This window comes from Rhodococcus wratislaviensis (assembly GCF_900455735.1).
GTDB classification, from domain to species: domain Bacteria; phylum Actinomycetota; class Actinomycetes; order Mycobacteriales; family Mycobacteriaceae; genus Rhodococcus_F; species Rhodococcus_F wratislaviensis.
The window spans coordinates 1-23,846 of sequence record NZ_UAUI01000026.1; the positions used below are offsets into that span (position 1 = coordinate 1).

Here is a 23,846-nt window from a genome sequence, read left to right on the forward strand (position 1 = left end):
GTGCGACACTGTGGGCACGTCGAGCTGGACCGCGGTGGCGATGCCGAACCGGTTGCGGACGTCGATGATGCGGGCGAGACCACGAGCGAAGGACGCCGGATCCTGCAGCTGCACCGGCAGACTCCCGTACAGGCTGGTACCCCGGGGGATGCCCGACTCCGACCGGGCGGCTTCGGGATTGACCCCCATGAGGTCGTGGGCGCCGCGGTTGATCCAGCGGGTGTCGCCCTCGGCCAGAAGGTCGGCGACGTCCTCGGACGGCACGGGCAGCAGCCCGCACAGATCCCAGCCCGACAGGGCGAACACACCGGGCTGGAGCGCATTGAACATCGCCAGGAGCAGATGCGCCTGCTTGACGGTGTCGATGTCGGCGGCATCCATCCTGTCGAGGTCGCGGATGCCGAGCGCAGCGGTGATGACGCTGGCGGTCGTGCAGGCGATCCCGTTCGTCGTGAACGTGCGGTTGTACGGGGCCCAGCGTCCGGTGAGCCGCTCGCACAGATCCTTCCGGATGCGGTCACCGAGATCGGACCCCGTGATCGACTCACCGCCGTACACGAATTCGTCGTCCTTGTGCAGCGTCGCGAAGTGGACCAGTTCGAACGTCAGCTCGTCGTGGTTCTGCAGGGCATGGACGAGCGATGCGGCATCGACACCGTGATCGCGGGCGAGGTTCATGGTGAGCCGGAGAAATTCGGTGTTCCCCATGACTAGGGCGTGGTGGTAGGCGGGACGATTGATGAAGTCGTAGGACAGGTCGGCTCCGGTCGTCCCCATCGCCTTGATGTCGTCGATCGTGAGGTTCAGTTCCTGGAACGTGAATCCCCCCATCTTCCGCACGATGCTGGCGATCAGGTGATTCGCCGCCTCCGACAGTGGATGTCCCTCCGACCAGCCGGGCAGTCCTTCGGTCCGGCGTTCGACTCCGAGGAAACCGTTGGCGTCCAGTCGAAGCGCGCCGGCACCGAGGTCCGCGATCGAGTGGCAGGCGTCCCCGATGACGAGGCGCATGCCCGCGAACGACGGATCCAGCCAGTTGATGGAGGGCTGCCCCGCCTTGAAATAGTGCAGGTACACCCACCTCCGCTCGATGCCGTCCACCCCCTTCACCGCGGGGGTGACACTCCAGTTGGTTTCCTTGACACCGAGTTCGTAGAAGATGACGCGCTGGAGTTGACCGATGATGTACCCGGCCCGGGCGAGTTGCGCCTCGGTGTCGGCGTCGATGTTGACCGAGTCCCGGCCTTCCGGCACACGGGGAAGCAGGTGCCAGTCCTGCTGTTCGATCTCCACCATGTGATAGATGCCGGGGTAGTCGGCGTACGCCATCTCGGCGAGCCGGAAGTCGGCGCCCTTGCCGGTGTGACCGGGGACGATGTCGTCGATGACGATGCCGTCGTACGCTGACGCGACGACGCAGAGCTTGCGGAACTCCTCCTCGGTTCCGAAGGCCGAGTCGATCTGCATGCTGATGCGGTCGAAATGGCCGTCCACCGAGGGCGTGGCCCGCCACCCGTTGATGCCGCCTGCCTGCTTCACCGGCCCGGTGTGGACCGCGGTCACCCCGATCTCGGAGAAGGCCTGCCACAGGGACTCGTCGCCGAGCGAACTCAGGAAACTCGCGCGCGGCGCCGTGATGATCGAAATCGGGTACGCCGTGAACCACACCGATCCCCGTTCCACCGCGGCGCGCGGATTCGGGTCGGCATACGGGTTCTGCCACATGCTGCCCTTGCCGGACAACTGCTCCGCGATCAACTTCGCATCGTGCAGGATCGACTGATTGATCAGCCATTCCACATAGTTCGGGTTGTCCGGCACCGGCTCACCCGTCTGCGCATCGACCCTGGTCGCACGGCGGACCGACGGTTTCAACGGCCGAGGGCGCGCCGGGTAGAACTGCTCGTCGTAGCTGATCTCGCTGGGCTCGTGATGGATCTCGGGGTTCATGGTCCTCCGTCGTCATCTCGTCTGCTCCGCCGCACCGGTCGGCTACCCGTCCACCGTCCCACGGAAACGACCGCCCGGCATGCGGAGTTGGATGACTGTCAGCGAACCGCGGACCTTTCGGGTGCGACGAACTCGGCGGAGGCCTCGGACCACAGGCTCACCCGCCTGTCCCGGCTCTCGAAGAACTCGATCTCGCGTCTGATGCCGGAACTCTGATCCCATCCGGGGAGGTCGAGGATGATCAGCTCCTCCATCGCGTCCATGAACACCCGGTCGACGGGTCCCCACATCGTGCCGATCGCGGTGGTGTCCTTTCCGGTGAAAGTCAGGTTGACGGGATGTGACATCGACACCTGGCTGAACACCGCATGGCCGGATTCGACGATGTATCCCGCTACTTCGTTGCTGGCGAGAAACCGCTCGTGTGTCACCGCCGGGTCGGCATGGCTGTAGGGGCAGGCCAGAAAGATCTTTCGCATGGTTCCTCGTGATTCGTGGGGCGCAGGCCCCGGTGCAGGGCGGCCGCTCATCGAGACCCCGCCGGCAGTGGATGCACGGTTGGGCACCATCCCGAGATCGCCTCGATCATCAGCGACGCGACCTCCCGGTGGGCGACGTCGTTCGGAATGTCGTGGTAGCCGCCCGGGATGACGACGCTCTGTCCGTGCTGCAGTTCTCGTGCGAATTCGGCGGCCCGGTCCGGAGTCGCGAACGCGTCGAATTCGCCGTTGACCAACAGGATCGGCATCGTCATCGCGGGCAGACACGCCCGCACTTTTCCTCCGGCCACGGTGAGCGCCTGCCAGAGGTTCGGTTCGGCGGGAGCTGTGTCGAAGCCGAGCGGATCGTTCTCGAGTGCATCGAGGTACGACCGGTCCTTCGCCATGACAAGGTCCGTCCGGCCCTCCGCCTCACGCGGCAGACCCCAGAGGGGTGCTCCCGTCATGATCAATCCGGTGCGCAGGGACGGGGTGCGAACCGAGAGAAGGGCCCCGGTCAGTGCGCCGAGCGAGTGGCCCAGGACGACCACCGGCAGGTCGGGCTCGTCGTCAGCCATGATGTCGACGAGAACTCCTGCATTGGAAGCGAGTTCGTCCACCGAGGGGAAGATCCCTGCCGGTCCGCCGGTGTGACCGTGGCCGAGATGATCGGGTGCCCACACGTCCAGACCGGCCGAATTCAACTGTCCCGCCAGCCGATGATAATGACCGGAGTGCTCACCGAATCCGTGCAGGAGCAGGATCTGCGCCCACGGCTGCGCGACTTCCCACTGCCGGTAGTAGATCTTGTTCCTGACACCGTCGAAGAAGGGCATGTCAGGCCTCCGGGCTTCCCGGATCGGTCGACGGCGGCGCGGCAGGCAGGTCCTCGAACCAGGTCGGTGACGTGAGCCAGTTCAGCGGAATCGGCGGGCTCGGGTAGCCCGCGACGAGAACGACGTTGCCGTGCACCGAGTAGTCGCCGGTCTGGACGAAGACCTTCACGCGGTCGCGGAGGTTGTAGAACTCGGGGAGGTACCGCAGCTCGTGGACGTTCTCCTCCCCCACCAATTCGGAGACGAACTTCCGGGCTTCGGGGTTGGCGGTCACCATGTCCTCGGTGACGATGGCAGCTTCGAAGTCGCCCACCTCGCACAGCACCGACAGCAGATCCCCGACCGACGGCAATCCTGGTGCGATGCCGAGATCGATGGTCTCGACCTGCGGTGACAGGGGAACGAGGCTCGCGGAAGACGTGCCGCTGCCCGCGTCCGCGACGTAGATCATCTCGCCGTGCCGGAGCTGGCTCACGACAGCGGCCAGGCGTTCGTGCAGCAATCGGGTTTTCGGTGCCATGGGATTCGTCCTTCGATCGAGGCCGTGAGGGATGTGCGGTGCGACGCACCGGGCACAGAATGTGCTCTAGTCGACAATCGACTAAAAATCTAGGACGCTCCCGCCCTGAGGTCAAGCGCTGAACGAATCCCGACTCGGCGCTTGACCGATCGTCGTGAATGGGCGCACACTGGCTTGGTCGATTGTCGACAAAGAGTCAATCGATTCCCCACGTCTACGCGCTTCCACATCCACACGACCCTCGAGGGAGAAACCATGGGCCAGCTGCTGCAGGGCAAGACAGTCATCGTTACGGGCGCAGGCGGAGGCATCGGCCTCGCCACGGCCTTGCATCTCCACGACGAGGGGGCACAGGTGGTCGCCACCGTGCACTCCGAGTCCAGCCTTCCCCAGCTGAAGGTCGACGACGATCGCCTGATCGGCCGCGTCGTCGATGTCACCGAAGAAGAGCAGGTCAAGGACCTCGTCGACTTCACGGTGGCGACGTTCGGCAAGCTCGACGGCATCGTCAACAACGCCGGCATCCTCAAGCCCGGCACCATTCTGGACGCGTCGGTCGCGGACTACCAGAAGACGTTCGACGTCAACGTGAAAGGCGTGTTCCTAGGGTCGAAGTATGCGATTCCCGAGATGCTGAAAGCAGGCGGCGGGTCGATCGTCAACTTCGGTTCCATCAACTCGATCGGCGCGGAGAAACTGCTCACGACGTACACGGCGAGCAAGGGCGCCGTGCTCACGTTGACCAAGGCCATCGCCCTGGACTTCGGCGCGCAGGGCATCCGCGCGAACACCCTCTGCCCGGGCTTCGTCGATACCCCGCTGAACGTGCCGCACTACACGGCACTCGGCGGCCGCGAGGAACTCGAGGCCGGGCTCCCCGACTTCCAGCCGATCGGACGCGCCATCCTCCCCATCGAGATCGCGCACTCCGTCGCCTTCCTCCTGTCGGACCACTCCACCGCCATCACCGGGACGGCATTCGTCGTCGACGGCGGCGTTCTCGCCGGGGCCTGAGCACCCAGTCTTGCGGCGGGGGCCCTGTCGCCTCGGGCTCCCGCCGCAACCCCATTTGACAGCCGACGTGACTCCCATCACTATTGATGTAATGTCGACAATTAGACGAAATGAGGTCGACCCCGATGACTTCCACTGACTCCGATGTCACCCAGCACGACGTTGTCGACGTGTTGGTGATCGGCGCGGGTCCGTCCGGCGCGGTGGTCACGCACACTGCCGCCACGGCGGGACTGAGCACCCTCTGCCTCGAGCAGGGTGACTGGGTCAACCCCAGCGACTTCCCCGCCAACCACCCCGAGTGGGAACTGCTCATCCAGCACGACTGGGCGCACGATCCGAATGTCCGGGCCCTGCCGTCCGACTACCCGGTCGACGTGACGGAATCCGACATGTGGCCGGTGATGTTCAACGCCGTCGGGGGAAGTTCCATCTTCTACGGCGCGGAGTGGCCACGGCTGCTGCCCTCGGACTTCCGGGTCAAAACGCTCGACGGTGTCGCGGACGACTGGCCGATCAGCTACGACGACCTCAAGCCGTACCACGACGAGGTCGACGAATTCATCGGCGTCTCCGGAGTCGACGGCGACACCGCCTACCCCGAGGGACTCGAATACCCGTTGCCGCCACACCCGTTGGGCAAGCCCGGCATGAAGGCGGCCGAAGCCGCGAACACGCTCGGCTGGCACTGGTGGCCGGGCACCAACGCGATTCCCAGTCAGAAGAACAAGACACTCGAGCAGTGCGGTCGCTGGGGCGTCTGCGAATGGGGTTGTCCGCAGGGCGCGAAGGCCTCGTTCGACTTGATCTACATGCCGCAGGCGCAGCAGGCCGGCGCCCGCGTGGAGACCGGTGCGCGTGTCCGCCGGATCGTCACCGGAGACGACGGCCGCGCCGCAGGCGCCGAATGGGTGGACCGCACCGGCGCCGTCCATTTCCAGCCGGCCCGGGCAGTGATCGTCTGCGCGAACGGCATCGGAACACCACGACTTCTCCTGCTGTCGGCCGACGAGAAGCATCCGGACGGCCTGGCGAATTCCTCGGGTCAGGTGGGCCGGAACCTCATGCTGCACCCCAACTGCACCGCCATCGGGTACTACGAGGACAACCTGGAGAGCTGGCGCGGTCCGGCCGGACAGCTCATCCACTCCATGCAGTTCTACGACACGGACACCTCCCGCGGATTCGTCCGCGGCGCCAAGTTGCACGCCCTCCCGACTCCGGGACCGCTGAACACGATCGAGACCCACCGGCAACTCGATTTCGACGACCTGTGGGGACCGGCCATCCACGACGTCGCGCGCGCGGCGTCCAACGGCATTCTCTGGGCGGCCAACGTGGAGGATCTGCCCGAGGAACACAACCGGGTCACCCTCTCCACCGAGGAGTTCGATGCCGACGGTCTGCCGGCGCCGAAGGTCGAGTACCGGGTCAGCGAGAACACCCGGAAGATCCTGAAGTACACCGTCGACCGGATGGTCGAACTCCACGAGGCGGCGGGCGCGAAGCAGATCTTCACGCAGGAACTGTGGGTCGACCAGCCAGGGCACCTCCTCGGGACGGCCCGGATGGGCGACGACCCGACGACGTCCGTGGTCGATTCGTACGGCCGCGCCCACGATGTCGACAACCTCTACATCGCGGACGGCAGCATCTTCGTCACGTCCGGCTCCGCCAACCCGACCTGCACGATCAGCGCCCTCGCCCTGCGCGTGGGCAAGAAGGTCGTCGACGACGTCACCGCACGGAAGGCATCGGCATGAGCACCACACCCCTCGACCCGCACTCGGCGCCGAAGCGGCGTCTGTCGGTGCCCGGCAGGCACACGGCTCCGCCGCGGCCGCTCACGGACTCCGAGCTGACGACGCTCCTGCGGATCGCGGACTGTCTGATCCCCGCGTCCGGTGAGAATCCCGCCGCCAGTGAGGCCGACGAGTACCTCCGCTATCTGAATCTGGCACTGGCCGCCCGGGCCGACGTCTTCGACGCGGTCCTCTCCGCGGTCGACAAGGCGGCCGGTCTCCGCGGTGACGACCTGCGCGCGGAGATCAAGCGGATGTGGGCCGAAGACAAGTTCACGTTCGATCCGCTGTCCTCGATCCTCGCCGGTGCCTACTTCATGACTCCCCAGGTCAAAGCGCTGATCGGGTATCCCGGCCAACATCGGGACGCCGCCGGTTTCGAGGATGCGGCCAACGAACTGGAAACCGGGATACTCGATCCGGTGCTCGAACGCGGCCACTTCTACGTGTCCGCGAACGGCGAATAGCCTGCTCGGACGCTCCCCCGTTCCGCGCTGTTGATCTATTGTCGACAAGAGGCTCCCGGCGTGGTCAACGTCGAATCAACCACCATCAGAAAGGACAACCCGATGACTCTGTCACCGAACCGTCCACCGGGATCGACTGTGGGTCGACGCGAGGACGGCGACATCTCCCTCGGACGGATCCATCAGCGCACCACTCCGGGCACGGTCGCGGGCGTCCTGCGCACGGCGATCCTCGACGGCACCCTGGCCCCCGGCAGTCAGCTCCGCGAGGCACACATCGCCGCCGACCTGGGCGTGAGCCGGGCGCCGCTGCGGGAGGCGCTGAGCATCCTCGCCGACGAAGGCCTCGTGGTGAAGATCGCGTACAAGGGGGCGTTCGTCGCCGAGGTCAGCGCGAAAGGGATGGCCGAGATCGCCAGCCTGCGCAAACGGCTCGAGCCCTACGCGATCGAGCTGGCACTGCCCCGATTGTCGGGTGCCGGCCGGACCAGGATCGTGCGGACCCTCCAGGACATGGCCCGGGGCGCCGACGACGGTGACCTGACCCGGACCATCGACGCGCACATGAGCTTCCACCGGGTGATCTACGAACTGTCCGAGCACGGCCTCCTGCTGGACCTGTGGCGCAGCTGGGAATCCCAGCTCCAGCTGTTCCTCTCGGCGGATCATCAGTCGTTCCCCGACCTGCACGACGTCGTCGCCGAACACGAGCGCCTGCTCACCATCATCGATACCGGCGACCTCGAGGCGATCACCCGCGAGATCGACCGGCACGTCCACGGTTCGACCGACGCTGCCCCGGCCGCAACCGCTGCAGTCGACGGTTCTCAGCCGTCGAATGCGTGAATACGTCGACTTCCTCGGCAGTCAGCCGCCCTACGACGCGCTGGATTCCGCCGACCTCGACGCCCTGGCGCGGACGGTGGAGGTCGAGTACTTCGTCGCAGGCGCACGGATCGTCGAGGCAGGCGAGGCCCCACTCGATCACTTCTTCGTAGTCCGCACCGGAGAGGTCGAGGTGATCGACCGCGGCCGGGTCGTCGATCTTCTTGGGCCCGGCGAAACCTTCGGGCAGATCTCGGTGCTGTCCGGTCTGCCGCCGCCTCTCGCGATCCGCGCCTCGGAAGACACACTCTGCTACCGCTTCCCGGACCCGCGGCCGGTGCTGCGGCACCCGCAGCGACTCCAGTTCGGGCATTACGGCACCCTCGTCACGCGGGAACGGTTGGCCCGCTCGGGGTTGGTCGATCAGGCGTTGCGTGCGGCCCGTCATCAGATGCGCCCCGTCGTCTGGTGCCCCGCCGATGCGACCGTGGGCGAGGCCGCGTCCGTGATCACGGAGGCAGGCCAGTCGTACGCGTTGATGGACCGGGGCGGCGCGATCGGGATCGTCACCGACAACGACTTCCGGCGGGCGTTCGCCGACGGGCACGTCGACGCGCACAGCCCGGCATCGGTCATCGCCTCGTTCCCCGCCCGGTCCGTCCCCGCCGAGACGCTCGTGGGCGATGCGTTCCTGACGATGGTCGAGTCGGGGGTACATCACCTGGTCGTGACCGGCACCGGTGAAAGACCGGTGGGGATTCTCCGCGTCGTCGACCTCGCTTCGGCCGAAGTGCGCAATCCCCTGGTCGTCCGCCGGGCGATCGACGACGCGACCTCGGTGGACGACCTGGCGTCCGCGGCGGCCCTGCTCCCCGGAACCTGGGTCGAGTTGTACGACACCGGTGCATCCGTCATGCACGTCGCGGGCCTGATGTCCGCGGTGATCGATGCGATCATCAGGCGGCTCGTCGAGCTGACCGACGTCGGCGCCGATCACGTTCCTCACCGGACGTCCTGGCTGCTTCTCGGGTCGGTGGCCCGGCGCGAACCACTCCCCAGGTCGGACGTCGATACCGGCCTGGTCTGGGAGGATCTGCCCGGCACGGACTCGCCCGCCCGGAAGTTGCAGAACTGGGCCGGGCGCGTCCTGGACAACATGGAACGCTGCGGCCTGCCCCGCTGCGCCGACGGCGCCAACGCGACCAACCCCCTGTTCGCGCGCTCGCGCACCGACGCGGTCGCCGCCGCGACGTCGTGGATCACGAACCCCACCCAGAAGAACGCTCTGCTGCTGTCGTCGATGATCGCCGACAGCCGACCCGTCAGCGGGATGTCGCTCGGACGTTCGGTGTCCGACGCCATGCTCGCGACCACCCGCAGTCGCGAGTATCTGTCGGCCCTGCTGCGCTTCACCACGTCCCGGCGACCTCCGGTCGGGTTCGTGCGCAACTTCGTGGTCGAGCACTCCGGCGCCAACCGCGGCCACCTGGACCTCAAGGCGGGCGGGCTCGTGCCCATCGCATCACTCGGCCGGTGGATCGCCGTGGTCACCGGGGACGATCGCGGCTCCACCCTCACCCGGTTGCGGCGCGGTCAGGCCGCCGCTCTGCTCACCGCGGACGAAACGGAGACGCTCGTGCGCGCGTTCGAGTACGTGTACGGGTTGATTCTGGGCCGCGAGATCGAGACCATCAAGGGCAGCACCGCCGCGACGACGTGGGTCGCGCCCAACCAATTGGACACGCTCACCCGCCGGTATCTGCGGGAATCGTTCCGTGCGGTGGCCGAGGTCCAGAACCGGTTGGAAAGTGAATGGGTGGCGCGTCTTCCATGAGGGCGCACCGGATGTTCCGCCGCCCCGACACGCTGTCGTGCCCGTGGCGTGACGCCGAGTTCGCGGTCGTCGATCTGGAAACGACCGGACTGGACCTCGCGCGGGACACCATCGTGTCCTATGGGGCGGTCGTCGTCCGGCACGGCCGCATCGTCATGTCGGAGAGCGTCTACGGACTGGTTCACCCCGAGTGCGACATCCGCCCGGAAGCCGTTGCCGTCCACACCCTCCGGGAGGCGGACGTGGCCGATGCCCCACCGGTGAGCGAGGCCGTCGGCGTCCTGAGACATATCCTCACCGACCGTGTCCTCGTCGCCCACGCGGCGTGGGTCGAGACGGCCTTCCTTTCCCGCGCCTTCCGCGACAGTGGGCTGAAGTTCCGGCCGACGGTCGTCGACACCGCTGCCCTCGCCCGTGCGGTGGGCGTGGCGCCGCGGCAACGCCCGCACGAGCCGAACCTGGAATGGCTGGCCGACACGCTCGGCCTGCCGGTCGTCGATCCCCACCACGCGCTGGGCGATGCCGTCACCACGGCACAGGTGTTCCTCGCGCTGGCCTCCCGGCTCGAGCACCTCGGTTACGACACCGCGCGCTCCCTCGTCGATCTGAGTGCCGGCGACCGTCGCCTCGGGCGCGGTTGACGCAAAGGTAATACGGCCGAAACAACTGGTGATTGAGGTCACACCGATTTGTGGTAGATTGTCGACAGTAGAACAAGCGCGACGCATCCCGTCGCCTTCTTCCACGACAACCGAACCTCGTCTCGGCACATCCCCCGCCGAGATACCCGCGACAGAGACCAGCGAGGTCACGATGGCCATAACCCCGGAAGAGCCCCCGGTGTCCACCCAACCGCCCACCGAGCCCGAACGTCCGCTCCTCGACTCCGGGGCGGACACCGATTCCGCATACCTGGAGAAGCTCGGCTACAAGCAGGAACTCAACCGAACGCTGGGACTGTTCTCCGCCTTCGGAGTCCAGTTCACCTCGATCGCGATCGCCTCCGGAATCTTCACGACCCTGATCGTCGGATTCGGATTCTTCGGGCCCGCGTCGTTCTGGTCGTTCCTCGTCGGCGGCGGCCTGCAGGTGTTCACCGTGGGACTCGCGGTCGCGCAGCTGGTCTCCGCCTACCCGCTGGCAGGCGGCGTGTACCAGATCACCGGGCGGATCACCGGAAAGCCGTGGCTCGCCTGGCAAACCGGATGGTGGCTGCTGATCGCCCACACCGTCGCCGTCACCACCGTCGCCGTGAGCATCGCCCCCTTCGTCGCCGGCTGGTTCGGCGTCACGTTCGAGGACAACACCGACGCACTCCCCTGGGCGCTCGGCCTGATCGTGCTCGGCACCGTCATCAACATCGCCGGAGTCAAGGTCGCTGCCGTACTCAACAACATCGGCGTGGTGGCGGAAGTGCTCTGCGTCGTCGCACTGGTGGCGGTACTGCTGATCGTGAAGCATCCGACCCAGCCGCTGTCGTTCCTGAGCGAGTCCGGTGGAACGACCACCGGCGGCAACTGGTTCGTACCCTTCCTTCTCGCGATGATCCTTCCCGCATATGCGATCTCGTCGTTCGACGCGACCGGAAACGCCTCCGAGGAAACCAAGGACGCCGCCCGCAAGGCGCCGATGGCGTCGGTGATGGCCAACGTCTCCTCCTACGTCGTCGGCATCTTCATGGTCGCGTTGATCATGCTCGCCATCCAGGACCTCCCCGCGGTCATGGAGAGCACCACCCCGGTCAAGCTGATCCTCGACACCGCGGTCGGCACCGCATTCGCGAACATCTTCGAAGCCGTCGCGATCGTCGCCCTGTTCGCCGCTCTGGTCATGCTGCAGCTCACCGGCATTCGCGTCCTGTGGTCGCAGGCACGCGACGGCCAGATCCCCGCGGCCTCCTGGCTGCGCAAGGTCAGTGCCCAGCGGATCCCGATCAACGCGACCCTCACGATCTTCGCGATCTCCGTGGTGTTCGCACTGTGGTCCTCGCTGCTGTCCGTGCTCGCAGCGATGACGGCACTCGCCTGGGGAATGGCCTACGGTGTCGTGGTCGTCGTCGGCTTCTACGGACTCGTCAAGCGCAAGTTGCCGTCCCACCCGTGGCACTACGGCATCGTCAGCCCGGTCATCTTCGTCCTGGCGATCGCGTGGTCGGTCGTGCTCTGCGCACTCCTGATCTACTCCGACCCCACCCACGTCGGCCTCGGCATGCTGCTGGTCATCGCGTCGGGCGCCGTCATCTACATGATGATCCCCAAGAGCAGGCGCGGTAAGTCCATCGACACCCAGGCCGGACACCTCTGACAATCCACTCCCCCGAGAACCGATCCACCTTCGAAAGGAACTTCATGTCATCCACGCTTCGTTCCGTCACCAACATCATCGACGGCAAGGCCGTGGCAGGATCCTCCGAGCAGGTGCGACAGGTCCGCAACCCGTCCACCGGCGAGGTCGTCGCCGAACTCCGGGAATCGACCGTCGAGGACGGCTACCGCGCCGTCGATGCAGCCCGCGCGGCCTTCCCTGCCTGGGCCGCGAAGACGCCCGGCGAACGCTCGCAGATTCTGCACGACCTCGCCAACCTCCTCGAGACGAACCTGGACGAACTCGCCGACCTCGAGACCCTCGATGCCGGCAAGCCGACGACGGCGGCGAAAGGTGACGAGCTTCCCGGCATCGTCGCGGCGTTCCGGCACTTCGCCGGCGCGGGGCGGGCATTGTCCGCCCAGGCCGCCGGTGAATTCACCGCCGGCAACACCAGCTTCGTCCGGCGCGAACCCCTGGGCGTCGTACTCGGTATCACGCCGTGGAATTTCCCTCTCTGGCAGGCGATCTGGAAGCTGGCACCCGCACTGGTCGCCGGCAACACCGTGGTCGTCAAGCCGGCCGAGCTGACCCCGCTGGCCACGACCCGGTTCGCGGAGCTCGCGCAGCAGCTGCTGCCCCCGGGTGTTCTCAATGTCGTGCACGGCAAGGGCAGTGTGGTCGGAGACGCTCTCGTTCGTCACCCCGACGTCAACCTCGTGTCCTTCACCGGTTCGACGTCGGCCGGACAGCGGATCGCCGAAGCTGCGGGTGCCACACCCAAACGGCTGGTGCTGGAGCTGGGCGGGAACGCTCCCGTCGTCGTCTACGACGACGTCGACCTCGAGGCCGCACTCCCGATCCTCACCAACGGCATCCTGTTCAACGCCGGCCAGGAGTGCATGTCGGCAACCCGGCTGCTGGTGAGCGAGACCATCCACGACACGTTCGTCGCGGCGTTGGCCGACAGCCTGAGGGCGGCCCGGATCGGTGATGCGGCCGACAGTTCGACGGTTCTCGGACCTCTCATCTCGGAGGGCCAGCGGGCCCGCGTCGCAGAGCTCGTCGACGGCAGGCCCGACCACGCACGGGTCGTGACCGGCGGCAAGATCGTCGACGGCCCCGGCTACTTCTACGAGCCCACCCTCATCGACGGCCTGCAGCAGGACGATCGGCTGGTGCAGGAAGAGATCTTCGGCCCGGTGGCGACGGTCCAGACGTTCACCGACGAGGCGGACGCGCTGGAGAAGGCGAATGCGGTCGAGCAGGGTCTCGCCGCGTCCGTCTGGACCCGCGACATCGGTCGTGCGCTGCGGAACGTCAACGCGATCGAGTCCGGGGTCGTGTGGGTCAACAACCACATGGCGGTCGGCCCGGAAGGACCGCTCGGCGGCTTCAAGGGCTCGGGCTACGGCAAAGAGGGCGGCGCGGCCGGTCTCGAGGAATTCACCCGGGTCAAGCACGTCATCGTGAGCCTGTCGTGACGGCGCCGAGCCGCCACGACACCGCGTGGGGCACGTGGGAGCCGGAAGACGCGGTCGGACGGGCCATCCGGCGGATCGACCTGCGCAGCGGTACGGCCTCGCCCTGGGCGCACGCCACCATGGTCGTGCCGTCGCGCGGGCGCGAGTGCTGGTTGGTGACGCTGTGGGACGGCAACGTCGACGTGTGGCGGGTCGACGACACGACTGCGAGATACGAGTTCGATTCTCGCACTCGGACCGGCTAGATCCGGTCCACCCCTCCGATTCGAAAGGAAAAGCTGTGACAGTCCTTGCCATCGACCAGGGCACGTCCGGCACGAAGGCTGTCGTCGTCTCCGAGGACGGCGACGTCCTCGCGATCGCCGAAACACCGGTCCGTCCGGCATATCTCGCCGCCGGTGGCGTGGAGCAGGACCCGATGGAACTGCTGGGCTCGGTCCTCGAAGCGGGACGGAGCGCGGTCGCGAAGGCCGGTGTGCCCGTGTCCGCAGTCTCGCTCGCCAATCAGGGTGAGACCGTCCTGGTGTGGGACCCGGACACCGGCCGCCCGCTCAGCCAGGCCGTGGTGTGGCAGGACCGCCGGTCGGACCAGCTGTGCCGCGACAAGTCCGAGTCCAAGGCATGGGTCGAACAGCGGACGGGCCTCGTGCTGGATCCGTACTTCTCGGCGCCGAAGATGCAGTGGTTGCGGCAGAACGCCACCGCATCGGGTGTGGTCACCACGACGGACAGCTGGATCGTGCACTACCTGACCGGGGAGTTCGTCACGGATTCCGCCACTGCCAGCCGCTCGCTCCTCACCGATCTCGACACGGTCGCGTGGGATCCGCAGCTCCTCGATCTGTTCGCGCTCTCCGCCGAACGGATGCCTGCCATCGTCGCCAACGACGTCGTCGTGGGAACCACCGATGTCTTCGGATCCGACGCTGCCGTGGGAGGTCTCGTCGTCGATCAGCAGGCGGCCCTCCTTGCGGAGCGGTGCTTCGACGCGGGCACTGCCAAGTGCACGTTCGGCACCGGGGCGTTCCTGCTCGCCAACACCGGCACGCTCCCGGTCCGGTCGGCCGCCGGGTTGGCGTCCTGTGTCGCGTGGAGCGTGCGCGGAAAGACGTCGTACTGCGTCGACGGCCAGGCCTACACCGCCGCCTCCGCCATCCGGTGGATCCAGGACCTCGGCTTGATCGAGTCGGCGCGCGACCTCGACAGTGTGGCCGCGCACGATTCCGGTGGAACGTATTTCGTGCCCGCACTGGCCGGTCTCGCCGCACCGTGGTGGCGGCCGGACGCGACGGCGTCGTTCTCCGGGATGACGTTGTCCACCGATCGGTCCCAGTTGGTGGCCGCCGTCCTCGAGGGACTGGCGGCGCAAACAGCGGAGCTGGTGTCTGCCGTCGAAGGTGACCTGGGCGCTCCACTCACCCGGCTGCGGGTGGACGGCGGGCTCACCCGGTCCCGCCGCCTCATGCAGGCCACGGCCGATCTGATCCAGATCCCTCTCGACGTCTATCCGTCGTCCCACGCCACCGCGCTCGGTGCCGCGGCCTGCGCCCGATTGTCACTGAACCCCGACCTGTCCCTGGAGGACGCGGTAGCCGACTGGGAACCGGCCACCACCTACGATCCGCGGTGGTCGGTCGACCGCGCGGCGGAATTCCGACACCACTGGCGGGCGGCCGCACGCGCGGCGCTGCCACAGGAGAAAAGCGATGACTGACACCCCTCCTCCCCCCGACTACGATTTCGTCGTGCTCGGTGCGGGCATCGTCGGCTCGGCGATCGCACGGGAGCTGGCCGGATACCCCCACACCGTGGCACTCGTCGAGGCGCGGGACGACGTGGGCGACGGGACGAGCAAGGCGAACACGGCGATCCTGCACACCGGATTCGACGCGAAGCCGGGCACGCTCGAATCCCGCATGGTGAGCCGCGGGTACACCCTGCTCTCCGAATACGCCCAGCAGACCGGGATTCCCGTCGAGCGGTCGGGCGCCATCCTCGTCGCGTGGAACGACGAGGAACTGGCCGCACTGCCGGGCCTGCGCGACAAGGCAGCCGACAACGGCTACACCCTCTGCGACATCATCGACGCCGACGAGGTGTACCGGCTCGTGCCTGCGCTCGGTGACGGCGCGCTCGGCGGGCTCACCGTCCCCGACGAGTCGATCATCTGCACCTGGACAACCAACCTCGCGCTGGCCACCGATGCCGTCGCCCGCGGAGTGACACTGCGGACGCGGACCCGCGCCGAGTCGGTGACCGTCCTGTCCGAGCGGACGATCCTGCACACGTCGAGCGGCGACATCAGCGCGCGATGGGTGATCAACGCCGCCGGGCTCGGAGCCGACTACGTCGACGGGGAATTCGGCTACGACCGATTCCACGTCACGCCGCGGCGCGGCGAACTGCTCGTCTTCGACAAGCTCGCGCGACCGCTGATCGACAAGATCGTGCTCCCCGTCCCGACGTCGCGCGGCAAGGGGGTTCTCGTCAGCCCGACGATCTACGGCAACGTGATGCTCGGCCCCACCGCGGAAGACCTCACCGACCGTTCCGCGACGGCGACGTCGGAAGCCGGCTTCGAATTCCTGCTGGGCAAGGGCGGCACGCTGATGCCCCGCCTGCTCGAGGAGGAGGTCACCGCCACGTATGCCGGCCTCCGTGCCGCCACCGACCACGGCGACTACCTCGTCGAGGTCGACCACGATCAGCGTTACGTCCTGGTCGGCGGAATCCGCTCGACCGGGCTGACATCCGGAATGGCGGTGGCCGAGTACGTCGGCGAACTGCTCATTAAAGCAGGCGTTCTCGACAGCGCACGCACCGAATTGCCGCCGCCACCCCGGATGCCGAACATCGGCGAAGCATTCACTCGCCCGTATCAGGACGCCGAACTCATCGCGTGTGACAGCGAATACGGCAGAGTCGTCTGCTTCTGCGAGCGCGTCACGGCGGGCGAGATCCGCGACGCGTACCAGTCGCTGATCCCCCCGGCCGGACTCGAAGGGCTCCGTCGCCGCACCAGGGCGATGAACGGCCGGTGCCAGGGCTTCTTCTGCGGCGCCGAGGTCGGTTCGCTCGTCGATGCACATCGATGCCCCGCCGGTTCGCCCGAGGCGACCGAGACCCGGAAGGAAGCCGTCCGATGAGCGCTCCCGACACCTCACGCACCGTGGTGACCGCCGACGTCGCCATCGTCGGCGCAGGTCCCGCCGGATTGGCTGCGGCCACGCAACTCGGAAACGCCCACGGGCGCCAGGCCCTCGTCCTGGACCGCGAGCACCGTGCGGGTGGGATCCCGCGGCACTGCGATCACCCCGGCTACGGCATCCGCGACATGCACACGTTCATCGGCGGCCCGGCCTACGCCGAACGCCTGGTGCGGCAGGCGAAGTCCGCGGGCGCCGACATCATGACGAACGCGATGGTGACGGCGGTGCATCCCGACGGCGCCCTCGACGTCACCTCACCGGCGGGTCTCCTCCGCATCGAGTCCCGGGCGCTCGTCCTGGCCACCGGTGCCCGCGAGCGTGCCCGTCCGGCCCGCATGATTCCCGGCGACAGACCGTCCGGGGTCTACACCACCGGACAGCTGCAGAACATCGTGCACCTGCACCACGGACGGGTCGGAAGACGCGCGGTGGTCGTCGGCGGCGAACTGGTGAGCTGGTCCGCCGTCATGACGCTGAAACACGCCGGGTGCAGGACCGTGCTCATGACGACGCAGTACCCGTCGCCGGAGTCCTACGCCGCCTTCACCATTCCCGGTAAGGCGCTGTTCCGGCTCCCGATCGCCACCCGCACCCGCGTCGTGCGGATCATCGGTCGCGGGAATCTGGAGGCGGTCGAGATCGAGAACCTCGACACCGGCGCACGCGAGATCGTCGAATGCGACACCGTCGTCTTCACCGGCGACTGGATCCCGGACCACGAACTCGCGCGCACGGCGGGTATCGCCCTCGACCCCGGAACGAAGGGGCCGCTGGTCGACACCGCTCTGCGCACCAGCCGGCCGGGCGTCTTCGCCGCGGGCAACGTGCTGCACCCCGTCGACACCGCCGACATCGCGGCCCTCGACGGCACGTTCGCCGCCGATCGGGTCGCGGCGTTCCTCGACGCCGGCGAAGTGATCGACCCGGGTGCGGCCGCGGTGCGCATCCTCGCGGCGCCGCCGTTCCGCTGGGTGTCCCCGGGACTGCTCCGGGCAGGCGATCCCGCCCCACCACGCCGGCGCCTGCTGCTGTGGACCGAACAGCTGGTCCGATTCCCGAAGGTGACTGTCTCGCAGCGGGGTCGCGTCGTCGCGACCACGCTGCTGCCGTGGGCAGCCTCACCGGGACGGGTCTTCCGGGTGCCGTGGTCGATCATGGATGCCGTCGACCCGACGCTGGGACCCGTGACCGTCGGGCTGGCCAACGCGCCTCGGCCGGACGCCACCCGCAACGCGGTCGGGGAATTCATCCCCTCACGCTGCAGCTGAGCACACATCACCGAAACTCGTTCGGCACCACCAGATTGTCGACAATAAACAACGACCGATCGGAAGACACATGACGGAAGTACAGGGCGGTTTGCACGGCCCCGAGATGCGGCGGGCCATCACGGCCGCCGCGATCGGAAACTTCATCACCTGGTTCGACTTCGCGGCATACGGATTCCTCGCCGTCCTGCTCGGCCAGATCTTCTTCCCCTCCGAGAATCCGGCGACGAGCCTGCTGGCGACGTTCGCCGCGTTCGGAGTCGCGTTCCTGATGAATCCGATCGGCGGCTTCGTCTTCGGCCGGCTCGGAGACAAGGTCGGCCGCAAGAAGATCCTTGCGACAGTGATCATTCTGATGTCGCTGTCGACCTTCGCGGTCGGCCTGCTGCCGGGATACGCCACCATCGGCCTCGCGGCCCCGGCACTGCTGGTGACACTGCGGATCATCCAGGGCTTCGCCGCCGGCGGCGAACCCGGCGGCGCGGCGACGTTCCTCGTCGAATCCGCGAAACGCGGCAGGCGGGCGCGCACCGTCAGCTTCTGGCACTGCTCGAGCTACCTGGCCAACGCGGCGGCGTCGGTTCTCATCCTCGGCCTCAACGCCGCACTGAGCGAAACGGCGATGTTCGAATGGGGCTGGCGAATCCCCTTCCTCATCGCGGGACCGCTCGGGCTGGTCGGTCTCTACATTCGCCTGAAGCTCAGCGACACAGCGGAATTCGAACGACTTCAGTCGTCGGGTGAAGTCAGCGAGTCCCCGGTCAAGGACGCCCTCGCGACCAGTCGCAGGCAGATCGTGCAGGTGGTCGGTTGCATTGCGCTGCAGGCCGCGGCCTTCTACTTCATCTTCGTCTACATGGAGACGTATCTGCAGTCGGAGGTGGGATTCTCGTTCGGCCTGGCCTCCGCGTCGACGGTCACGTGCCTGTGCTCGGCGGCGGTCGCCATCTTCGTGTTCGCCCGCTTCTCCGACCACTACGGTCGCAAACCGGTGATCATCCTCGGCGCCGTCTCGAGCACGCTGATCGTCTATCCCGCGTTCATGGCGTTCGCGACGGGGAATGTCCCCGCAATCGTCGTTGCGCACGCCACGATGGGGATCTGCCTCGCCATGTTCATGTCCGCGTCCGGCGCAGCGATGGTGGAGATCTTCCCGAGTCGTGTTCGGTACGCAGGATTCTCGATCGGATTCAACATCTCGGTCGCAGTCTTCGGCGGCACCGCGCCGTATGTGGCGACGTATCTGATCGCGGCAACCGGCAGTCCGTTGTCGCCTTCGGTCATCCTGATCGTGACGGGCGTGATGGCCATCGTGGCGGCGGCAACGCTCCACGAAACGGCAGGCCGGAAAGTCGATGCGAGGGTGGAGGCGGAACCCCTCCACCGCGATCCCATCACCGTCGGCGAATAGCGGCCGAAGAACCCCGGCCGATCCCTTGACACCACCGGGGATCGACCTTAGATTTGACATCGTTCTCTTGTCGACAATCGCCAATTTAACAATTGTCGAAGGCCAGAGCGAGTTCCCGGAAGTTCACCAGTCGAGGACCCCACAACGGGCATCGACCACCACCACCGAACAGGACACGACATGACCAAGAAGCTGGGTGGCATCCTCGCCGCCGTCTCCACTCCCTTCGCCCAGGACGGCTCCGTCGACGAAGGCGCACTGCGCAACCACGTCGACTTCCTGATCGAGAACGGACTGCACGGCCTGGTCCCCGGCGGCAGCACCGGAGAGTTCGCAGCCCTCACGCTCGACGAACGCAAGCTCGTCAACACGGTCGTCATCGACCAGGCCGCCGGTCGCGTGCCCGTCGCACCCCAGACCGGTTCCACCCGCACGGCGGAGGCCATCGAACTGTCCCGGCACGCAGCCGACGCAGGCGCCGACGCTGTCCTGCTGGTGCAGCCCTTCTACGAGGCCCCCACGCGCCACGAGGTCATCGAGTACTTCGCCACCGTCGGCGAAACGGCGAACATCCCGGTGATCGCGTACAACCTGCCCGGTGTCACGGGCATGAACCTCGACCGCCCGTTCTACCGTGAACTGCTCGAACGCACGGACGCCGTCAAGTACATCAAGGACACGTCCGGGTCGATCGAGCAGGCCTTCGACCTCATCTTCAACCTCGGCGACGCCATCGACACCTTCGTCGGCTGGGACACGATCGTGCTGCCCGCCTTTTCCGCCGGTGCCGCCGGTTCCATCTGGGGTGCGCCCAACTTCGCCCCCAAGGAGTGCGTCGCGATCTACGAACTCGCCAAGGCCGGCAAGTACACCGAGGCCCTCGAAATCTTCAAGCGGCTGTGGAACGTCCTCGACTTCCTCGGCAAGGAGGGCTACGCCGTGGCCACCAAGGCTGCCGCCCGGGCCGTCGGCGTGGACCTCGGAGTGCCCCGCGCACCGTACGGTGAGCTGCCCGCGGACAAGAAGGAAGAGCTCACCAAGCTCATCGCCGAGACCGGGCTCACCTACGCCCGCAGCTAGGGCGTGTGTCCCGATCCCAGACCGCGCGCGTTCATCACGGAGTGACCCTTCCCCGACACGTGCGCAGAGGCCGGCAGCAATCACCCCCGCTGCCGGCCTCGCCTCTCGCCGGCAGGCGAGGAGAAGTTCAGCCCTGGCAGGGTAGAACCAGGCCACCGCAACGCAGACGAATACACGGAGGAAGATCGTGCGCTGGAGTCGAGTAGTCAACGTAGTGAAGTGTCACGTCGGGGGCGAGATCAACAACGTCGTCACCGGCGGAATCGGCGACGTCCCCGGTGCCACGGTCTTCGAGAAGATGAAGCACTTCCGCGAGCATCGCGACGACCTCCGTCAGCTTCTGCTCCACGAGCCGCGGGGCTCGGTGACCCAGTGCGTCAACTTCGTCGTCCCGGCGACAGACCCCGAGGCCCAGATGGGCTACGTCATCGCCGAGTCCACGGAATACCCGGCCATGTCGGGGAGCAACACCATGTGTGTCGCCACCGCACTGCTCGAGACCGGCATGATTCCGATGGTCGAACCGGTCACCGACATCGTGCTGGAAGCACCCGCCGGACTCATCCGCATTCGCTGCACCTGCGAGAACGGCAAGGTGACGAGCGTCGAGTTCGAGAACCAGCCCGCGTTCGCCTACGAGGTCGGGGTGCCGCTCGAACTCGACGGCTACGGCACCCTCACCGTCGACGTGGCGTGGGGGGGCATGGCCTACGTGCTCGCAGACGCCGACCAACTCGGATTGAAGTTGCAACCCGACGAGGCGCGCGAGATCTGCGACCTCGGACAGAAGCTCAAGACCGCCGCCGCCGAGCAGATCCCCGCGGTGCACCCGACCAATCCGGAGTTCGCCGGAATCACCCAGACCGAGTTCGTCGGCCCGCTCTCCCGCACCGACGGGGTACTGACCGCCCGGAATGCCGTGGTGGTCTCCCCCGGCCGGCTCGACCGCTCGCCCTGCGGCACCGGCACGTCCGCTCGACTGGCGGTGCTGAAGGCGAAGGGCCTCATCGAGGTCGGGGAGAAGTTCGTGCACGAATCGGTGATCGGCAGTCGCTTCGAGAGCCGGATCGACAGACTGACGAAGGTCGGAACGTACGACGCCGTGGTTCCCCGCGTCAGCGGCCAGGCGTACATCACCGAACTCAGTCAGGTCGGACTCGACCCCGCCGACCCGTTCCCCACCGGCTACACCCTGTCCGACACCTGGCCGACCGCCACCTGACACGTGAGTGGCAAAGTGTGCCCGGGCACGCTTTGCCACTCACGTGGGGATCAGCGGTCTGACGTCGCGACCGAGGAACTCGACGAAGCCCAGCAGGTCCGGTTCGTCCTCGGTCGGTGCTAACGCCACCGACGTCGCACCCAGCCGGGCGAGCCTTCGCACCTCCGCGGCGACGGTGCCCGCATCGCCCGCGACCCCGATACCCCTGTCGGCCGGCTTTCCCCACCGCGCCACTTCCTCGTCCACCCGTTGCTGCGCACCGTCACCGGTGGCGGCGATCTTCGGCACGATCACCCGCTGCGCGGCGGCACCGTCGGCTCCGATTTCGTCCAGGATCAGGTCGCGGGTTCTCCGGATGTCGTCGTCGGCGACCGCGGAGGTGACGAGGTTGCCGTCACCCAGTCGTGCCGCCAGGCGAATCGACTTGGGGCCCTCGCCGCCCAGCATCAGCGGAACCCGCTCCGCGGGAGGCCAGTCGAGTTTCACGTCGTCGAGCCGGACATACCGGCCGTCCGTGCTCACCGACTCACCGTCCAACAGCGCCCGGAGCGCCACCGTGTACTCCTCGAGGAGCGTCATCGGCGACGCCGCCCGGGCACCCACCTGCTCCATCCATCCCTGCACTCCGTGTCCGATACCCGCGATCACTCGACCGGGGAACAACCGAGCGAGCGTGGCGATCTCCATCGCGGTGAGCGCGACGTTGCGCAGCGGGACAGGCATCAACCCGACACCGACGTGGATTCGCTCCGTCCACGCGAGTGCTGCGGCCGCCGAAGCCACGCCGCTCTCCTTGAAACAGTCTTCCCACAACCAGATCTCGTCGAGGCCACTGTCCTCGGCGGCCCGTGCGAAGTCCTTCAACCGCTCGGGTTCGATCGTCGGGATGAACGTCACGCCCAGTCGCGGCACCGCACTCGTCATCGATCCATCATGAGGGATAACGCCCGGCCGGTGCGGAGCATCGTCACATTTCGCGCGGCGGCGCGGTGCTGGCGCGGACGACCAGCGACGTCTTCATCAACGACCGTGTGCGGGTGCCGCCGCCCAGGCGATCGAGCAGGATCGTCGCGGCCGCGCGGCCCTTCTCGACGATCGGCTGATGAATTGTGCTGAGACCGAGAAGTTCTGCCACGGGTGCGTCGTCGAACCCGATGATGGACATGTCGCCGGGCACCGTCAGGCCGCGCTCGCGTAGTACCTGCCACGCCGCCACCGCGTGCACGTCGGACGTCGCTACGAGGGCGGTCGGCCGAGCGGCGTCGAGCAGGATCCGGGTGGCCTCGTCGCCGGCGGCGCGGTCGATGTTGCCCGCCACGACGATCGACAGTTCCTCCACCGGGAGGTGGTGGTCCCGGGCCGCGGCGAAGTAGCCGGCGAGGCGCTCCCGCGCGTTGCGTTCGGTCGCCGCGCCGACGTCGTCTGCCGTGACCATCCGGCAGTCGGAATCCTGGCCGAGCTTGTCGACGATGATCCCGATGCGTCGATGGCCCAGGCTCAGGATGTGGTCCATCTGCAGGTAGGCGCCGTGCCGGTCGTCGATGGCCACGAACGGTAGTCCCGCGCTTCGCGGCGAATCGACCACGACGGCCGGGATACCGCGCGCGATGATCGCCTCGACCAGAGGATGACCGTCGGGGACGTTGTGGATGACCACCCCGTCCACGAGTCCCCGGAGAACCAGCGAGTTCGGCGGTGAATCCGGGGATCCACCGCGTGAGGCCGGAAACAGGGTGAGGGCGATGTCGGCCGAGTTCCCGATCTCAGCGATGCCCTTCATCAGCAGGGTCACGGACGGATCCTCGAGCGCCTGCACCGGGGAGTCGGGCACGATCACGCCGACCGCGCCGATCCGCCCCGACCGCAGACTGCTCCCGGCGATGTTCGGGCCGGCGTAGCCGAGTTCCGCGGCGACGGAGTAGATGCGTTCCCGTTGTGTCGCAGAGACCTTCGACGATTTACTGAAGGCGTAGGAGACGGTGGCGACCGATACTCCGGCCGCTCGGGCGACGTCCTTCATCGTGACCAAGTCGAACTCCCTCGTCGGCGATCTTCGGCCACAACCGGCGCGCACCGCAGCGCACACATGGCGGGACCGATCCTAGCCCGCGTCCCGGCGCGCTCGACTCTCCCCTCGAATT

Annotated in this window: 21 protein-coding genes; 15 read left to right on the top strand and 6 right to left on the bottom strand. The window is 67.2% G+C overall.

All coding sequences use genetic code 11. The features are described 5' to 3' along the window. The 4 genes from treS to DTA22_RS30520 form a co-directional block, all read right to left on the bottom strand. Positions 1 to 1,950: maltose alpha-D-glucosyltransferase (gene treS / locus DTA22_RS30505; protein WP_112301924.1), on the bottom strand; the 1,950-nt coding region annotated here is incomplete at its 3' end. Positions 1,951 to 2,048: 98 nt separating this feature from the next. After that, the gene (locus DTA22_RS30510) at positions 2,049 to 2,429 is read right to left on the bottom strand and encodes a DUF1937 family protein (protein ID WP_037241906.1); all 381 of its coding nucleotides are present in this window, start codon (positions 2,427 to 2,429) and stop codon (positions 2,049 to 2,051) included. 47 nt (positions 2,430 to 2,476) lie between these two features. Further along, entirely contained in the window at positions 2,477 to 3,265 is a 789-nt protein-coding gene (locus DTA22_RS30515) for an alpha/beta fold hydrolase (RefSeq protein ID WP_112301925.1), read from the bottom strand. Between the two features lies 1 nt (position 3,266). Further along, a complete protein-coding gene (locus DTA22_RS30520; protein WP_037241914.1) occupies positions 3,267 to 3,785 on the bottom strand; it encodes an RbsD/FucU domain-containing protein in 519 nt (172 codons plus the stop codon). A 255-nt stretch (positions 3,786 to 4,040) separates the two neighbouring features. Between DTA22_RS30520 and DTA22_RS30525 the strand changes: the two genes are divergently transcribed. From DTA22_RS30525 to DTA22_RS30595, 15 genes are all read left to right on the top strand, one after another. After that, positions 4,041 to 4,799, top strand: a complete 759-nt coding sequence (locus DTA22_RS30525; protein WP_112301926.1) for an SDR family NAD(P)-dependent oxidoreductase — start codon at positions 4,041 to 4,043, stop codon at positions 4,797 to 4,799. Positions 4,800 to 4,924: 125 nt separating this feature from the next. After that, on the top strand, positions 4,925 to 6,562 hold the full coding sequence (locus DTA22_RS30530; protein WP_037241917.1) for a GMC family oxidoreductase: 1,638 nt from the start codon (positions 4,925 to 4,927) through the stop codon (positions 6,560 to 6,562). After that, a complete protein-coding gene (locus DTA22_RS30535) occupies positions 6,559 to 7,068 on the top strand; it encodes a hypothetical protein (protein WP_112301927.1) in 510 nt (169 codons plus the stop codon). The genes DTA22_RS30530 and DTA22_RS30535 overlap by 4 nt, the downstream gene beginning before the upstream one ends. Before the next feature lie 60 nt (positions 7,069 to 7,128). Next, the gene (locus DTA22_RS30540) at positions 7,129 to 7,914 is read left to right on the top strand and encodes a GntR family transcriptional regulator (RefSeq protein ID WP_037241922.1); all 786 of its coding nucleotides are present in this window, start codon (positions 7,129 to 7,131) and stop codon (positions 7,912 to 7,914) included. Then, positions 7,907 to 9,727 carry a putative nucleotidyltransferase substrate binding domain-containing protein gene (locus tag DTA22_RS30545; protein ID WP_112301928.1) on the top strand — a complete coding sequence of 607 codons (1,821 nt, stop codon included), beginning with the start codon at positions 7,907 to 7,909 and terminating at the stop codon, positions 9,725 to 9,727. The genes DTA22_RS30540 and DTA22_RS30545 overlap by 8 nt, the downstream gene beginning before the upstream one ends. Next, a complete protein-coding gene (locus DTA22_RS30550) occupies positions 9,706 to 10,368 on the top strand; it encodes a 3'-5' exonuclease (protein WP_112301929.1) in 663 nt (220 codons plus the stop codon). Before DTA22_RS30545 ends, DTA22_RS30550 begins: the two co-directional genes overlap by 22 nt. A 199-nt stretch (positions 10,369 to 10,567) precedes the next feature. After that, positions 10,568 to 12,031: an APC family permease gene (locus tag DTA22_RS30555; RefSeq protein ID WP_112301930.1), complete on the top strand. Its 1,464-nt coding sequence runs from the start codon at positions 10,568 to 10,570 to the stop codon at positions 12,029 to 12,031. Between the two features lie 44 nt (positions 12,032 to 12,075). Next, on the top strand, positions 12,076 to 13,515 hold the full coding sequence (locus tag DTA22_RS30560) for an aldehyde dehydrogenase family protein (protein ID WP_112301931.1): 1,440 nt from the start codon (positions 12,076 to 12,078) through the stop codon (positions 13,513 to 13,515). Beyond that, positions 13,512 to 13,760: a hypothetical protein gene (locus DTA22_RS30565; protein WP_037241945.1), complete on the top strand. Its 249-nt coding sequence runs from the start codon at positions 13,512 to 13,514 to the stop codon at positions 13,758 to 13,760. The genes DTA22_RS30560 and DTA22_RS30565 overlap by 4 nt, the downstream gene beginning before the upstream one ends. Before the next feature lie 35 nt (positions 13,761 to 13,795). Further along, on the top strand, positions 13,796 to 15,229 hold the full coding sequence (locus tag DTA22_RS30570) for an FGGY family carbohydrate kinase (RefSeq protein WP_112301932.1): 1,434 nt from the start codon (positions 13,796 to 13,798) through the stop codon (positions 15,227 to 15,229). Beyond that, the gene (locus DTA22_RS30575; RefSeq protein WP_112301933.1) at positions 15,222 to 16,661 is read left to right on the top strand and encodes an NAD(P)/FAD-dependent oxidoreductase; all 1,440 of its coding nucleotides are present in this window, start codon (positions 15,222 to 15,224) and stop codon (positions 16,659 to 16,661) included. Before DTA22_RS30570 ends, DTA22_RS30575 begins: the two co-directional genes overlap by 8 nt. Further along, positions 16,658 to 17,992: an NAD(P)/FAD-dependent oxidoreductase gene (locus DTA22_RS30580; protein WP_112301934.1), complete on the top strand. Its 1,335-nt coding sequence runs from the start codon at positions 16,658 to 16,660 to the stop codon at positions 17,990 to 17,992. The genes DTA22_RS30575 and DTA22_RS30580 overlap by 4 nt, the downstream gene beginning before the upstream one ends. Positions 17,993 to 18,062: 70 nt before the next feature. Then, positions 18,063 to 19,403 carry an MFS transporter gene (locus DTA22_RS30585; RefSeq protein ID WP_112301935.1) on the top strand — a complete coding sequence of 447 codons (1,341 nt, stop codon included), beginning with the start codon at positions 18,063 to 18,065 and terminating at the stop codon, positions 19,401 to 19,403. Between the two features lie 180 nt (positions 19,404 to 19,583). Continuing rightward, positions 19,584 to 20,483: a dihydrodipicolinate synthase family protein gene (locus DTA22_RS30590; RefSeq protein ID WP_037241964.1), complete on the top strand. Its 900-nt coding sequence runs from the start codon at positions 19,584 to 19,586 to the stop codon at positions 20,481 to 20,483. 187 nt (positions 20,484 to 20,670) lie between these two features. Beyond that, positions 20,671 to 21,705 carry a proline racemase family protein gene (locus tag DTA22_RS30595; protein WP_037241965.1) on the top strand — a complete coding sequence of 345 codons (1,035 nt, stop codon included), beginning with the start codon at positions 20,671 to 20,673 and terminating at the stop codon, positions 21,703 to 21,705. Between the two features lie 39 nt (positions 21,706 to 21,744). Here the strand turns inward: DTA22_RS30595 and DTA22_RS30600 are convergent, their stop codons facing one another. Both DTA22_RS30600 and DTA22_RS30605 read right to left on the bottom strand, forming a co-directional pair. After that, complete coding sequence (locus tag DTA22_RS30600; protein WP_112301936.1) at positions 21,745 to 22,629, bottom strand: LLM class flavin-dependent oxidoreductase; 885 nt, start codon at positions 22,627 to 22,629, stop codon at positions 21,745 to 21,747. A gap of 43 nt (positions 22,630 to 22,672) precedes the next feature. Next, positions 22,673 to 23,734: a LacI family DNA-binding transcriptional regulator gene (locus tag DTA22_RS30605; protein WP_112301937.1), complete on the bottom strand. Its 1,062-nt coding sequence runs from the start codon at positions 23,732 to 23,734 to the stop codon at positions 22,673 to 22,675. Positions 23,735 to 23,846 lie beyond the last annotated feature (112 nt).

Excerpts from the sequence above, each read along its gene's own strand:
- DTA22_RS30510 (WP_037241906.1), bottom strand. The coding sequence starts at position 2,429 with ATGCGAAAGATCTTTCTGGCCTGCCCCTACAGCCATGCCGACCCGGCG.
- DTA22_RS30515 (WP_112301925.1), bottom strand. The coding sequence starts at position 3,265 with ATGCCCTTCTTCGACGGTGTCAGGAACAAGATCTACTACCGGCAGTGG.
- DTA22_RS30520 (WP_037241914.1), bottom strand. The coding sequence starts at position 3,785 with ATGGCACCGAAAACCCGATTGCTGCACGAACGCCTGGCCGCTGTCGTG.
- DTA22_RS30525 (WP_112301926.1), top strand. The coding sequence starts at position 4,041 with ATGGGCCAGCTGCTGCAGGGCAAGACAGTCATCGTTACGGGCGCAGGC.
- DTA22_RS30530 (WP_037241917.1), top strand. The coding sequence starts at position 4,925 with ATGACTTCCACTGACTCCGATGTCACCCAGCACGACGTTGTCGACGTG.
- DTA22_RS30535 (WP_112301927.1), top strand. The coding sequence starts at position 6,559 with ATGAGCACCACACCCCTCGACCCGCACTCGGCGCCGAAGCGGCGTCTG.
- DTA22_RS30545 (WP_112301928.1), top strand. The coding sequence starts at position 7,907 with ATGCGTGAATACGTCGACTTCCTCGGCAGTCAGCCGCCCTACGACGCG.
- DTA22_RS30550 (WP_112301929.1), top strand. The coding sequence starts at position 9,706 with ATGGGTGGCGCGTCTTCCATGAGGGCGCACCGGATGTTCCGCCGCCCC.
- DTA22_RS30560 (WP_112301931.1), top strand. The coding sequence starts at position 12,076 with ATGTCATCCACGCTTCGTTCCGTCACCAACATCATCGACGGCAAGGCC.
- DTA22_RS30575 (WP_112301933.1), top strand. The coding sequence starts at position 15,222 with ATGACTGACACCCCTCCTCCCCCCGACTACGATTTCGTCGTGCTCGGT.
- DTA22_RS30580 (WP_112301934.1), top strand. The coding sequence starts at position 16,658 with ATGAGCGCTCCCGACACCTCACGCACCGTGGTGACCGCCGACGTCGCC.
- DTA22_RS30585 (WP_112301935.1), top strand. The coding sequence starts at position 18,063 with ATGACGGAAGTACAGGGCGGTTTGCACGGCCCCGAGATGCGGCGGGCC.
- DTA22_RS30590 (WP_037241964.1), top strand. The coding sequence starts at position 19,584 with ATGACCAAGAAGCTGGGTGGCATCCTCGCCGCCGTCTCCACTCCCTTC.
- DTA22_RS30600 (WP_112301936.1), bottom strand. The coding sequence starts at position 22,629 with ATGACGAGTGCGGTGCCGCGACTGGGCGTGACGTTCATCCCGACGATC.